12 protein-coding genes are annotated in these 12758 nt (G+C 69.1%); 1 reads left to right on the plus strand and 11 read right to left on the minus strand.

The genetic code is table 11. The features are described 5' to 3' along the window. Positions 1-26: 26 nt before the first annotated feature. The 8 genes from AC5RVG_RS12365 to AC5RVG_RS12400 all read right to left on the minus strand — a co-directional run bounded on the left by AC5RVG_RS12365 (position 27) and on the right by AC5RVG_RS12400 (position 8031). Positions 27-941, minus strand: coding sequence for a shikimate dehydrogenase (locus AC5RVG_RS12365; protein ID WP_494014135.1), 915 nt, complete (start codon positions 939-941; stop codon positions 27-29). After that, entirely contained in the window at positions 938-2497 is a 1560-nt protein-coding gene (mltG, locus tag AC5RVG_RS12370; RefSeq protein ID WP_494014051.1) for an endolytic transglycosylase MltG, read from the minus strand. Before mltG ends, AC5RVG_RS12365 begins: the two co-directional genes overlap by 4 nt. Continuing rightward, positions 2494-3066 (minus strand): Holliday junction resolvase RuvX, encoded by a 573-nt coding sequence (gene ruvX / locus AC5RVG_RS12375; protein WP_494014052.1) that lies wholly within the window; start codon positions 3064-3066, stop codon positions 2494-2496. The genes mltG and ruvX overlap by 4 nt, the downstream gene beginning before the upstream one ends. 8 nt (positions 3067-3074) lie before the next feature. After that, the gene (alaS, locus tag AC5RVG_RS12380) at positions 3075-5753 is read right to left on the minus strand and encodes an alanine--tRNA ligase (protein ID WP_494014053.1); all 2679 of its coding nucleotides are present in this window, start codon (positions 5751-5753) and stop codon (positions 3075-3077) included. A gap of 75 nt (positions 5754-5828) precedes the next feature. Further along, positions 5829-6062 (minus strand): DUF6167 family protein, encoded by a 234-nt coding sequence (locus tag AC5RVG_RS12385; RefSeq protein ID WP_494014054.1) that lies wholly within the window; start codon positions 6060-6062, stop codon positions 5829-5831. An 18-nt stretch (positions 6063-6080) separates the two neighbouring features. Next, positions 6081-6464, minus strand: coding sequence for a DUF948 domain-containing protein (locus AC5RVG_RS12390; protein WP_493999812.1), 384 nt, complete (start codon positions 6462-6464; stop codon positions 6081-6083). 251 nt (positions 6465-6715) lie between these two features. Next, a complete protein-coding gene (gene rpsD, locus AC5RVG_RS12395; protein ID WP_493967703.1) occupies positions 6716-7342 on the minus strand; it encodes a 30S ribosomal protein S4 in 627 nt (208 codons plus the stop codon). A gap of 296 nt (positions 7343-7638) precedes the next feature. Further along, positions 7639-8031, minus strand: a complete 393-nt coding sequence (locus AC5RVG_RS12400) for a hypothetical protein (protein ID WP_494014055.1) — start codon at positions 8029-8031, stop codon at positions 7639-7641. 235 nt (positions 8032-8266) lie between these two features. On the opposite strand from AC5RVG_RS12400, the gene dtd reads away from it, so the two are divergent. Further along, complete coding sequence (gene dtd, locus AC5RVG_RS12405) at positions 8267-8719, plus strand: D-aminoacyl-tRNA deacylase (protein WP_494014056.1); 453 nt, start codon at positions 8267-8269, stop codon at positions 8717-8719. 50 nt (positions 8720-8769) lie between these two features. On the opposite strand, the gene AC5RVG_RS12410 is transcribed toward dtd, so the two are convergent. From AC5RVG_RS12410 to aspS, 3 genes are all read right to left on the minus strand, one after another. After that, on the minus strand, positions 8770-10194 hold the full coding sequence (locus tag AC5RVG_RS12410) for a replication-associated recombination protein A (protein ID WP_494014057.1): 1425 nt from the start codon (positions 10192-10194) through the stop codon (positions 8770-8772). A 51-nt stretch (positions 10195-10245) separates the two neighbouring features. Beyond that, on the minus strand, positions 10246-10860 hold the full coding sequence (locus tag AC5RVG_RS12415) for a GNAT family N-acetyltransferase (RefSeq protein ID WP_494014058.1): 615 nt from the start codon (positions 10858-10860) through the stop codon (positions 10246-10248). 82 nt (positions 10861-10942) lie between these two features. After that, positions 10943-12739, minus strand: coding sequence for an aspartate--tRNA ligase (gene aspS, locus AC5RVG_RS12420; protein WP_494014059.1), 1797 nt, complete (start codon positions 12737-12739; stop codon positions 10943-10945). Positions 12740-12758: the final 19 nt, after the last annotated feature.

A 12758-nucleotide genomic window follows, 5' to 3' on the forward strand; every position in this document is an offset into this window, starting at 1 on the left:
AATACTGCCATGCATCGGCGGGCTGTTTAGCGCCGCGGTGCACCTACCGCGTCACACATCACATTTGTGACTTCGGCGGCGTCGGTGAAGCGATCGCCGGCGAACAAGCGCACCTGTTCCACGGCCTGGTAGATGAGCATTTCCAAACCATGGACTACCGATCCGCCGTGGCGCTGCCAGACGGCTGCCAGGTCGCTGGGCCAGGGATCGTAGGCGACGTCGAGCAGCACGCGTCCGCTCCGGTCCGTTCCGGCCTGCGCCGCCAGCTCCGCGGCCAGTGAATCGGCTGCGCGCGGCGGCAGTGTGCAGATTACCGTCCCGGCCTGCCGCAGCGCGTCGGCCGCCTGGTCCCATCCGGCCACCCGCAGCGGCAGGCCAACGTGCCGGGCGATGCGTTGCACGCCCCCGGCGCCGGCCGGATTCCGCAGGCACAGGGTCACCTCGGACGGTTTGAGGTCCGCCAGCGCAGCCGCGGCCGCGGCCGCGGTACCGCCGCCACCGAGGATCACCGCCGCCCCGCCCTCTGCGACACCGCCGTGGCGCAGCGCGCCGACGATGCCGGCCACGTCGGTGTTGTGGCCGGAGAGCGTCACCCGGCCCCCGCCGTCGTACTCGGGAACCACGGTGTTGAGCACCCCCAGCACGTCCACCAGTTCGCTGACCCGGTCCATCTGGCCGACCATGGCGGCCTTCAGCGGCATGGTCACCGACAGCCCGGCCCAGTCCCGCTCCGCGCGCAGGTTCCGGACGAACTGCGGCACGCGGTCCTCCGTGAGATCGATGGCCCGGTAGCTGCAGTCGAAGCCGATCAGCTCATAGGCCGCGCGGTGCAGGGCCGGCGACCGGGAGTGGTCGATCGGATGGCCGAGCACCGCCGCCTGGTACTGCCGGGAAGCGGGCCGCGTGCCGGCCGGCGCGCCGTCCGCGGGACGGGCCGTCAACTGCACCGGCCCTCTTCCTGCTCGCTGCACCACTGCAGGTATTCCTTGGTGTACGCGTTGTGCTCCGCCAGTGTCTCGGCGAACTTGGTCTCGCCGGTGTCCAGGTTGACCGTCACCCAGTAGTAGTAGGGGACGTCGGCCGGATTGGCGGCCGCGTCGATGGCAGGCCCGCCGGGTGAGTTGATCGGCCCGGCCGGCAGCCCGGTGTGCGCGTACGTGTTGTACGGATTGGACTTGTCGGCCTTCTCCTCGGGCGTGATGTCGTAGCCCTTCCGGCCCAGCCCGTAGGTGACCGTGGCGTCGGACTGGATCAGGCCGTTCGTTTCGGTGTTGTCGGGCTTGAGCCGGTTCTGGATGGCCCCGGCGACCTTGGCGTAGTCGGCCTCGCCCGCCTCGGCTTCGATGATGCTCGCGATGGTCAGCACCCGGAACTGTTCCTGCGGATCGGTGATGCCGTCCGCGGTCAGCCGCTCCTTGGTGTTGGCGACCAGTTCGGAGATGATGTCCTCCGCGGTGGCGTCCAGCGGCCAGCGGTATTCTCCGGGGAACAGGTACCCTTCCAGGTTCCGTGCGTCCTTGGGCAAATCGAACTGCTGCGGATTCTTGGCCAGCTCCGCGAACTCGGAGGCCGGGATCTTCGTGCCCTTGCTCAGGGCGTCGAACACCTCGTTCTGCCGCCAGGTGCGGTTGATGGCAACGTAGGAAACCTTCTCCCCCACGTCCGCGAGCAGGATGGCGGCCGCGTCGGCGGCGGGCAGCTTGTACTGCATCTCGTAGTCGCCGGGCTGGACCTCGCGGCCGTTGGCCTGGCTGGCCAGCTCGCCGAGGAATATTTCGCTGTTGGAGACGATGTCCTGCTCCACGAGGGAACTGGCGATGGCCAGCGGGCCGGCGCCTTGTTCCACGGTGAAGGTTACCTGCCCCTCCCCGGGGCCCGCGTAGTCTTCGGGGCCGCCGCCCATGCCGAGCAGGTTCTGCAGGAACAGCACGACGCCGACCAGACCGGCGGCGAAGACGGCGAACACCACCAGCATGATCGTGTTGCGCCGGCGGCGGGCGCGCTGCTTGCTGCGGGCCGGGCCCTTGCGGCCGGGCGCCGGTTCGTCCTCGAAAAAGTCCAGCCGGCCGTCGTGGTAGACCTGTCCGTCGTCCTGGTACACGACGCCGTCGTCGGCGACGTCCCAGTTTTGCTCCGCGTCGCCGTCCTCGGCGGGAACCTGCTGCTGGACCACGGTGGCCGGCTCCGGTTCATGCCAGGCGGCGGACCGTTCGTCCTCGATGATGGGTTCCGGCTCGTCCCAGCCGGCCGCAACCGGTGCGTCCCCCACGCCGGCCTCCGGCTCGTCCCGAGCGGGGGCGACGGGGGCCGCGGGCGTGGCGGGGTGGGCGGGCGGAGAAGGCCATGCCTCGTCCGCGGGCGCTTCCTCCCATTCGGGTACGGCGTCGTCGTCCCAATACGGCGGGACGGTGTCGTCGAAGCGCGGGTCGGCGGCCTGGCGGCCGCGTGCGGCGCGCCGGGACGGCAGGTTGTTCCAGTCGTCGGGGTGCTTGCTCATGTCCCGGGGTCCCCGCTTCGGTCATGTCCGTGCGAAATCGTCGGCTCCTCATGGCTGGCAGCCGGCACATGGCTGCCGGCGGGCGGTGCGACAGGTGTCCCCACGTCCTGCCCTTGGGCCCGTTGCATGTCAATAGCCTGCTGCAGTATACCCACTGCGGCTACCTGATCAACTACTTTACGATGTTGACGTGTATCCATACCAGCCTCCCGCAGTCCGCGGTGCGCCGCCACGGTCGTCAGGCGCTCGTCGATCAGGTTGACCCGGGCGGCTGACCCCGCCCCGGCCAGCGCTGCGGCCAGCTTCCGGGCGTAGTCGCGGGCCATTTCGGTGGAGGCCGAGTCGCCGCCGGAGAGGGTGCGCGGCAGCCCAACGAACACCTGCACGGCGTCCCGCTCGGCGGCCTCCCGCACCAGGACCCTGACGTCGCTGTCTTTCTTGGCGTCGCGCTTCAGGGTGCGCACCGGGGTGGCCAGGATCCCGTCCGGATCGCAGCTGGCCACGCCCACGCGCACCGCGCCGACGTCGACACCAAGCTTGGTGCCGTGCGGATAATCGGGAACAGACACCGGATGCCCTAGCGGTTGGCGACCGCGGCCGTCACGGCGGCCAGTGCCTCGTCGATCTTGGTGGCATCGGACCCGCCGCCCTGCGCGACGTCGTCCTTGCCGCCGCCTCCGCCGCCCAGTACTCCGGCGGCGGTCTTGACCAAGGCGCCGGCCTTGACACCCGCGGCACGGGCGGCTTCGTTGGTGGCCACCAGGATCAGGGGCCGGCCGTTGGCCACCCCCGTCATCGCCACGGTGACCGGGTCGGAGCCCAGCCGCGTCCGCAGGTCCAGGGCCAGGCTGCGCAGGTCGTCCGCGCCGCTGAGTTCGCCGGCATGGTGCGCCAGCAGCCGGACCCCAGCCACATCCTGGGCCTGGGCCACCAGCGAGGCGGCCGAGGCGGCGAGCTGTTCCTTGCGGAGCTTGTCCAGCTCCTTCTCCACGGACTTGAGCTTGGCCAGGGTGGCGGAAATCCGCTCGGGCAGCTGTGCCCCCGGCACCTTCAGCATTTCGGAGAGTTCGTTCACCAGCGCGCGCTCGGCGGCCATGTGGCGGAAGGCCTCCATGCCCACGAACGCCTCCACGCGCCGGTTGCCCGAACCCACCGATGCCTCGCCCAGCAGGGTCAGCGAACCGATCTGCGAGGTGGCCTCCACATGGGTGCCGCCGCAAAGTTCGCGGGACCACGCGCCGTCGATCTCCACCACGCGCACGGTGTCCCCGTAGGCCTCGCCGAACAGCGCCATGGCGCCCAGCTCGCGGGCCTGGGCCAGGGGCATGACGCGGGTCTGGACCTCGAAGTTGTTGCGGATGGCCAGGTTCGAGACCTCTTCGACCTCCGACTTGGCGGCGTCGGAGAGGCCCTCGCCCCAGGAGAAATCGAAGCGCAGGTAGCCGGCCTTGTTGAAGGAACCGCGCTGCAGCGCCTCCGGGCCCAGGATCTGGTGCAGGGCCGCATGGATGATGTGCGTGCCGGTGTGCGCCTGCTCGCCGGCCTGGCGTCGCTGGGCGTCGACGGCGGCCTGCACCGTGGCGCCGGAGGGCAGTTCGCCCTCGCGCACCACGGCCTTGTGCACGCTCAGGCCCTTGACGGGCTTCTGCACGTCGAGCACTTCGACCACGAACCCGTCGCCGGTGATCAGCCCGACGTCCGCGGCCTGCCCGCCGGCCTCGGCGTAGAACGGGGTGGCGTCGAGCACCAGTTCGATTTCCTCGCCCTGGCCGGCGAAGCCGCGCACTTCGCCGCCGCGGACGATGCCTCGCACCGTAGATTCGGTGGTGAGTTCGTCGTAGCCGGTGAAGACGGTCTCGCCGTCGGCGAGCATCTCGCGGAAGACGGTCACGTCGGCGTGGCCCAGCTTCTTGCCGCGGGCGTCGGCCTGGGCGCGCTCGCGCTGTTCGGCCATCAGCGTGCGGAATCCGGCCTCGTCCACCTGCAGGCCGGCTTCCTCGGCCATCTCGAGGGTCAGGTCGATCGGGAAGCCGTAGGTGTCGTGCAGGGTGAAGGCGTCCTCGCCGGAGATCGGCTTGGCGGCGGCCTTGGATTCCTTCACGGCCTCCTCGAGCCGCGCGGTGCCGGAGGCAATGGTGCGCAGGAACGCCTTCTCCTCGGCGTAGGCAATCCGGCTGATGCGCTCGAAGTCCTCGGCCACTTCCGGGTAGGTGCCCTTCATCGCATCCCGGGAGACCGGCAGCAGGTCCGGCAGGCAGGCGCGTTCCACGCCGAGCAGGCGCATGGCGCGCACCGCGCGGCGGATCAGCCGGCGCAGCACGTAGCCGCGGCCCTCGTTGGAGGGGGTCACGCCGTCGGAGATCAGCATCAGGGAGGAGCGGATGTGGTCGGCCACCACGCGCATTCGCACATCGTCGCCGTGGTGCGGGTCGTCGTCGGACTCGGCGCTGGTGTACTCCTTGCCGGAGATCTCCGCGGCCTTGTCCAGCACGGGGCGGACCTGGTCCGTCTCGTACATGTTCTCCACGCCCTGCAGAATCATCGCGAGGCGTTCCATGCCCAGGCCGGTGTCGATGTTCTTCTGCGGCAATTCGCCCAGGATCTCGAAGTCTTCCTTGCCGATGCCGGCGCCGCGCTGGTACTGCATGAAGACCAGGTTCCAGATTTCGATGTAGCGGGTCTCGTCGGCGATCGGGCCGCCCTCGATCCCGTACTCCGGGCCGCGGTCGTAGAAGATTTCCGAGCAGGGGCCGGCCGGGCCGGGCTGGCCGGTGGACCAGTAGTTGTCCTTCTTGCCGGACTTCTGGATCCGCTCGGCCGGAACGCCCACCTGGTCGCGCCAGATGGCCAGTGCTTCCTCGTCCTCTTCGTACACGGTGATCCAGAGCTTCTCCGGCGGCAGGCCGTAGCCGCCCTGCTCCACCGGGCTGGTCAGCAGTTCCCAGGCCATCGCGATGGCCTGTTCCTTGAAGTAGTCGCCGAAGGAGAAGTTGCCGCACATCTGGAAGAACGTGCCGTGCCGGACGGTCTTGCCGACCTCTTCGATGTCCGCGGTGCGGATGCATTTCTGCACGCTGGTGGCGCGCGGGTACGGTGGCGTCTCGCGGGCGGTCAGGTACGGGATGAACGGCACCATGCCGGCCACGGTGAACAGCAGCGAGGGATCCGGCGACACGAGGGACGCGGAGGGGACCACGGAATGGCCCTTCTTCTCGAAGAAGTCGAGCCAGCGGCGGACAATCTCATGGGATTTCATGGTGCCTGTGTCTTACCTTCCGGGGTGCAATACGGTTGTGGGCGCCGGGCTGCGGCTTCGGTGACCGTAAAAAACTTATCGCTTGCGGACGTCGTCGGCGGAATCGATGCCCAGGGCCAGGCGCAGGTCGGTTTCACGTTCCTGCATGCCGTCGCGGACCGCGTCGGCGAAGTTGGCCACGGAGTCGGCCACCTGTGCCAGGGCGCGGTTCAGGCCCGCCGGGCCCAACGCCTCACGCGTTTGGGACACCTTGCGTACCGCGAGCACGCCGATCGCCACGCCGGCGGCCATCCAGATTATTCGCTTCATGTGGGTTCCTCTTTCCGGTCAGCGGCCGCGGCGGCGCTTGCCCTCGGGCGCGCCCTTGCCGGCGGAATTGAAGGCGCTGCGCACACCGTAGGAGAAGGCGGCCACCTTGATCAAAGGCGAGCCCAGGGTCGCGGAGACCAGCGAGGTCAGGGCCGACAGGTTGGCGGAGGCGTCCGAGACGTGGTTGGAGATCCCGTCGACCTTCCTGAGCTGTTCGTTGGTGGTGCTCACAGTGGTGGTCACTTCGCCGATCAGCGGCGTGGTGCCGTCGCTGATGTCCCGGATTGCCTGGCGCAGCTCGTCAAACACCTTGCCGAGCTTCCAGACCGGTATGGCCAGCAGGGCCACCAGCACCGCGAACACGCCCGCGGCGATCAGACCGGCGATATCTCCACCTGACATGGGCTCAAACGCTCCTATTTGTTGGTTCTTGGCGTACTCCGGTTCCGCGCGCGGCATGGGCGGGCCATCGGCTGCGGGTTCCGGCTAACGACGGCGGGGCGCACCTGGACGCAGGCACCGTACCGCCACTGACAACACCTTACCTACTGAACAGCCCGCGGCGATGCCGCGGGCTGTTCTGCGCCGACCCCGCGCACGGGGACGGCATCTCGCAGGTGCTGTCCCGGGGTTTCACGCCCGGGACAACGGGCCTAGCGAGCGTAGTATTCGACCACCAGCTGCTCTTCGCAGGTCACGGGGACCTCGGAGCGCTTGGGGCGGCGGACCAGGCGGGCCTGCAGCTTCTCCAAAGCGACATCCAGGTACGCCGGAACGTTGGGGAGCACGTCGCGGTGAGCGCCGGCAGCTGCCACCTGGAACGGGGGCATCTTCTCGGAGCGCTCGTGGACGTGGATCAGCTGGCCTTCGGAAACGCGGAAGGACGGGCGGTCCACGCGCTTGCCGTCAACCATGATGTGGCGGTGCACCACCAGCTGGCGGGCCTGGGCAATCGTGCGGGCAAAGCCGGCACGCAGCACCAGGGCGTCAAGACGCATTTCCAGCAGCTCGATCAGGTTTTCACCGGTCAGGCCGGCGGTGTTGCGGGCTTCCTCGAAGACACGGGTCATCTGTGCTTCGCGGATGCCGTACTGGGCACGCAGACGCTGCTTCTCGCGCAGACGTACGGCGTAGTCACTGTCCTGCTTGCGGCGGGCGCGTCCGTGCTGGCCGGGGCCGTACGGGCGACGCTCCATGTACTTCTCAGCCTTGGGCGTCAGGGCAATGCCAAGGGCACGCGAAATGCGGACCTTGCGGCGGGCTCGTGTGTTGTTAGCCACGATGTCCTTCCAGTTATGTGCGGTGCAATGGTTTGCTGGCCTCCATGTATCGGAGAGCGTTGGTCAACCGCTACCTTCAGCTACAGTCCGTTCGCGGCACGCGTCTGGCCCCACCTCTGATGTGATCCGGGGTTTGACGGCGCGTGAAGAACGGCTTGCCAGTCAGCCAACCATTCTAGCAGCAGCTCGGGTAGCTGCCGCACGCGTGGGGTTGGCGCGGTCCTCGGGCGGTGTCGCCACCGAGCGGTCGCCTCCGCGGGCGGTGCCGACCTCACCGGCGTGCCGGGCACGTATGGCTATCTGAAAGTCTCGAGTGCTATGCCTACAAAGGCCACGACTCCCACGCACATGTAGCAGAAGCCCATGAACCTTACCGTCGGAACATCGAAGAAGGTGAAGCCCTCCTGCGGTATTCCTTTGCTCTCCTTGTATATACGGGACCAAGCACTGGCCACACCATTGACATCCCTGAAGATGCAGAGACCAAAGAGAAAGAACGAGAGTCCGACGGCTGCGAAAACCAGCAGCACCAACCATCCCGGACCCTTGAGTAAACCAACGACAAAGGAGAGGAAGAAGAACCCAAGCACACACAGCAAGAGGGCCTTTGCCGGCTGGGGCATCTCGAAAACTAGGCGCTTGTTGAAACGGAACGTTCTGATGGCTCCTCCGTCAGTTGAGGAAAGCACGGAGAACCCTGCCCCTTCGAGTCCCCCAGGTGCCTCGAGGGTACGCTCGGCGCGGCTTCGTCATATGCAACATCCTGTGTGTATTGACCCTTGTGTGTACATAGGGGGCTGCCCGTCAGGCCGTCACCTTCGCAACGTCGTAGGCGGCGCTCTTGTTGAGTTTGTTCCGCTCCCCTCGCCGGCTTCCGGCCGCCGCCATTCGTGCGGAGGGGCGGCTTTTGCCTAGGCTGGGTCCATGCGAGCCATTTTGCAGCGCGCCAGCCGCGCCAGCGTCAGTGTCGACGGCGCCGTGGTGGGCGCCCTGCCAGGTCCCGGACTGGTGGTGCTGGTCGGCGCCACCCACACCGACACCCCTGACGACGCCGTGGCGCTGGCGCAGAAGACCTGGCAGCTGCGGATCCTCGACGGCGAGCAGTCGTGTGCCACGGCCGGCGCCCCGCTGCTGGTGGTCAGCCAGTTCACCCTGTACGCCGATACCCGCCGCGGCCGGCGGCCGTCCTGGTCGGCGGCCGCCCCGGCGGCGGTCGGCGAACCCTTGGTGGAGGACTTCGTGGCGGCGCTGCGGGTGCTCGGCGCGCAAGTCGAAACCGGAGTGTTCGGCGCCATGATGGAGCTGGAGCTGGTGAATTCGGGCCCGTTTACCATCAGCCTGGACACGGAGGACTTCGGCAAGCCGCGCCGCGATTAGGTTTTGCACGGCCGGGCACCGCCGTCGTTGGAGCCCGGGCACCGCCGTCGTTATCCGCCGCGGATGATCTTCCGCAGCCGGTCCACCCGGGCGGAGATCTCCCGCTCGGCGCCGTTGGTGGTCGGTTCGTAGTAGTTCCGGCCCACCAGGTCGTCGGGTGCGTACTGCTGGGTGGCGATCCCGTGCGGGGCATCGTGCGAGTACACGTAGCCCTTCCCGTGGCCCATCCCCTTGGCGCCGGCGTAGTGGGAGTCGCGCAGGTGCACGGGAACTCCCTGGCCGCGTCCGGCGCGCACGTCCGCCACTGCCGCGTTGATCGCCAGGTAGCAGGCCGGCGACTTCGGTGCGGTGGCGATGTGGACCACGGCCTGGGCCAGCACCAGCCGGGCCTCGGGCATGCCGATCAGCTGCACGGCCTGGGCGGCGGCGACGGCCGTCTGCAGCGCGGTGGGGTCGGCCATGCCGACGTCTTCGGACGCATGGATGACGATCCGGCGGGCCACGAACCGCGGGTCCTCCCCCGCCTCCAGCATCCGGGCCATGTAGTGCAGCGCCGCGTCCACGTCGGAGCCGCGCATCGACTTGATGAAGGCGCTGGTGATGTCGTAGTGCTGGTCGCCGGCCCGGTCGTAGCGCAACGCGGCACGGTCCATGGCACGCTCGGCATGGGCGAGCTCGACGAGGACCGGGGAGCCGCCCTCGCCGGTTCCGCCGGACTCGCCCCAGGCCACTCCGGCGGCGGCTTCCAGCGCGGTCAGGCCGCGGCGCGCGTCGCCGGCGGCCAGCCGCACGAGGTGTTCAAGTGCCTCGTCGCTGAGGGCCACGCGCCCGGCCAGCCCGCGCTCGTCCGCGACGGCGCGCACCAGCAGGGCCTCGATGTCGTCGGCGGTCAGCGGCTGCAGCGTCAGCAGCAGCGAGCGGGACAACAGCGGCGAGACCACGGAAAACGACGGGTTCTCGGTGGTCGCGGCGACTAGCACCACCCAGCGGTTCTCGACGCCGGGCAGCAGCGCGTCCTGCTGCGCCTTGTTGAAGCGGTGGATCTCGTCCAGGAACAGCACGGTGGTGATCCGGTGCAGGTCGCGGGCGGTCAGGGCCTCGTCCATCACCCGGCGCACGTCCTTGACGCCTGCGGTGATGGCGGAGAGCTCCACGAACTTGCGGCCGGGACCGCGGGCGATCACGTGCGCCAGGGTGGTCTTGCCGGTGCCCGGCGGGCCCCACAGGATCACCGAGGACGGCCCCGCCGGTCCGGTGGCCGCACCGCCGGCGGCCAGCAGCCGCAGCGGCGATCCCGACTGGAGCAGGTGCTGCTGGCCGACCACGTCGTCCAGCGTGCGCGGCCGCATCCGGACCGCCAGCGGGCTGCGCGGACGCCCGGATCCGGCGTCGGCCTCGCCGTTGGAATCCGGTCCCCGGCCGTCGCCGTCGTAGTCTTCATCGTCGCCCGCGGCGGCACTGAACAAGTCACTCACACGTCAAGGCTATCGTTGCCCCCTGACGCCCGGGGACCGGCCGCGCCATTCCTAAAAGTCGATGCGCATCACGGCGCGGCGGGGCGTGGGGCGGGTGACCTCGCGGAAACCCGCCGCGCTGAAGATGCTGTGGCTGCCCACGTACAGTTCGCCCCACGTCAGCCGCTGCCCGGGCTTGGGAATGAGCGGGTAGCCCTCGATGGCGCGGGCGCCGTTCTCCTTCGCCCAAGCGGCGGCCGCGGAAGCCAGGGCCCGGCTGATCCCGCGGCGCCGGAAGCCGGTCCTGGTGGTGAAGCACACCGCCGCCCACACCGTCCCGTCGTCGGGGTCTTCGTCGCGTCCGGCCCACACCACCCTGCTGGTGCTCAGGCGCCGGTAAGCCGTCCGGGGTTCCACGGCGCACCAGCCGGCCGGTTCGCCGTCCAGGTAGGCCACCAGGCCGCTGGTGGAACCGGCCTCTGGGTCACCGCACCGGGTTTCGGCCCGGAGCCGGAAAGCCCGTTCCTCGACCAGCTCCTCCCGCCACCGGGCCGCCGGGGTCTGGAACCACTGGCATTGGCAACGCGCCGCTTCGCCGCGGGTGCCGAAGACTGCCTGCAGGTCCTCCCAGGAGGCTTGGTTTGCCGGGACGACGGCGACGCCGGCGCCGGGAGTAGCTGTCCGCATGCTCCCAGCAGACAGCACGGCGGGCACGCACCGCAAGGGGTGCGCGCCCGCCGTCGTACGTCAGGGACGGATCAGTGCCCGGCTACTCCGCCTTGGCCCCGGCCTCCTTAACCGCGTCCTTGGGCTGCGGCTTGGCGTCGACGCCGGCTTCCTTGCGCTGCTGCGGCGTGATCGGTGCCGGCGCTGCGGTCAGCGGGTCATAGCCGCCGCCGGTCTTCGGGAAGGCGATGACCTCGCGGATGGACTCCTCGCCGGCCATCAGGGCGACCACGCGGTCCCAGCCGAAGGCAATGCCGCCGTGCGGCGGGGCGCCGTACTTGAAGCCCTCCAACAGGAAGCCGAACTTAGTCTGCGCGGACTCCTTGTCCAGCCCCATCACCTTGAACACGCGTTCCTGCATGTCCCGCTGGTGGATACGGATGGAGCCGCCGCCGATTTCGTTGCCGTTGCAAACGATGTCGTAGGCGTAGGACAGCGCCGACTCCGGGTCGGTGTCGAAGGTGTCCATGAACTCCGGCTTCGGCGAGGTGAAGGCGTGATGCACGGCCGTCCACTTACCGCCGCCCACGGCCACGTCGCCGGAGGCGACGGCCGCCTCGGCAGGCTCGAACATGGGCGCGTCGACCACCCAGACGAACGCCCAGTCGCCCTCGTTGATCAGCCCGGTGCGGTGGCCGATTTCCACGCGAGCCGCACCCAGCAGCGCTCGCGAGGCGGCACGGTCGCCGGCCGCGAAGAAAATGCAGTCGCCGGGGTTGGCGCCCACAGTGCCCGCGAGGTTCTCGCGCTCGAAGTCGGTGAGGTTCTTGGCCACCGGGCCGGTCAGCTCCCCGTCCTCCTGGACCAGCACGTAGGCAAGGCCCTTGGCGCCGCGCTGCTTGGCCCACTCCTGCCAGGCGTCCAGGGTGCGGCGGGCCTGCGAGGCCCCGCCGGGCATCACCACGGCACCCACGTAGGGTGCCTGGAAGACTCGGAACGTGGTGTCCTTGAAGAATTCGGTCAGCTCGGTCAGTTCCTGGCCAAACCGCAGGTCCGGCTTGTCCGAACCGTACTTGTCCATCGCCTCGGCGTAGGTCATCCGCGGGATCGGGGTGCTGATTTCGACGCCGATCAGCCGCCACAGGGCCTGCACGATCCGCTCGCCCAGGGCGATGATGTCGTCCTGGTCCACGAAGCTGGCCTCGATGTCCAGCTGGGTGAACTCCGGCTGGCGGTCGGCGCGGAAGTCCTCGTCGCGGTAGCAGCGGGCAATCTGGTAGTACTTCTCGAAGCCGCCCACCTGCAGCAACTGCTTGAACAGCTGCGGGGACTGCGGCAGCGCGTACCAGGCCCCCGGGGCCAGGCGCGCCGGGACCAGGAAGTCGCGGGCGCCTTCGGGCGTCGAGCGGGTCAGCGTCGGGGTCTCGATCTCCACGAATCCGTCGCCGTGCAGGAGCTCGCGCGCCACGCGGTTGGCTTCCGAGCGCAGCCGCAGCGCCTTCGAGGGGCCCGGCCGGCGCAGGTCCAGGTAGCGGTGCTTGAGGCGGGCCTCCTCGCCCACCTCCACGTGCTCGTCCACCTGGAACGGCAGCGGGTCGGCGGTGTTGAGGACGACGACGTCCTCCGCCATGACCTCCACCTCACCGGTGGCGAGGGCCGGGTTCTCATTGCCCTCCGGGCGCTTCTCCACGGTGCCCTTGATCTGCAGCACGTATTCATTGCGGAGCGAATGGAACACGTCCTCCTCGCGGACTACTACCTGCGCCACACCGGAGGCGTCGCGCAGGTCCAGGAACGCCACACCACCGTGGTCGCGGCGGCGGGCCACCCAGCCGGCGAGGGTAACGGTTTGTCCGATGTGCTCGGCCCTGAGGGTGCCGAGGTCGTGTGTGCGCAGCACAACAGTCCTTCCGGTAGAA

This window comes from Arthrobacter senegalensis, from assembly GCF_059091765.1.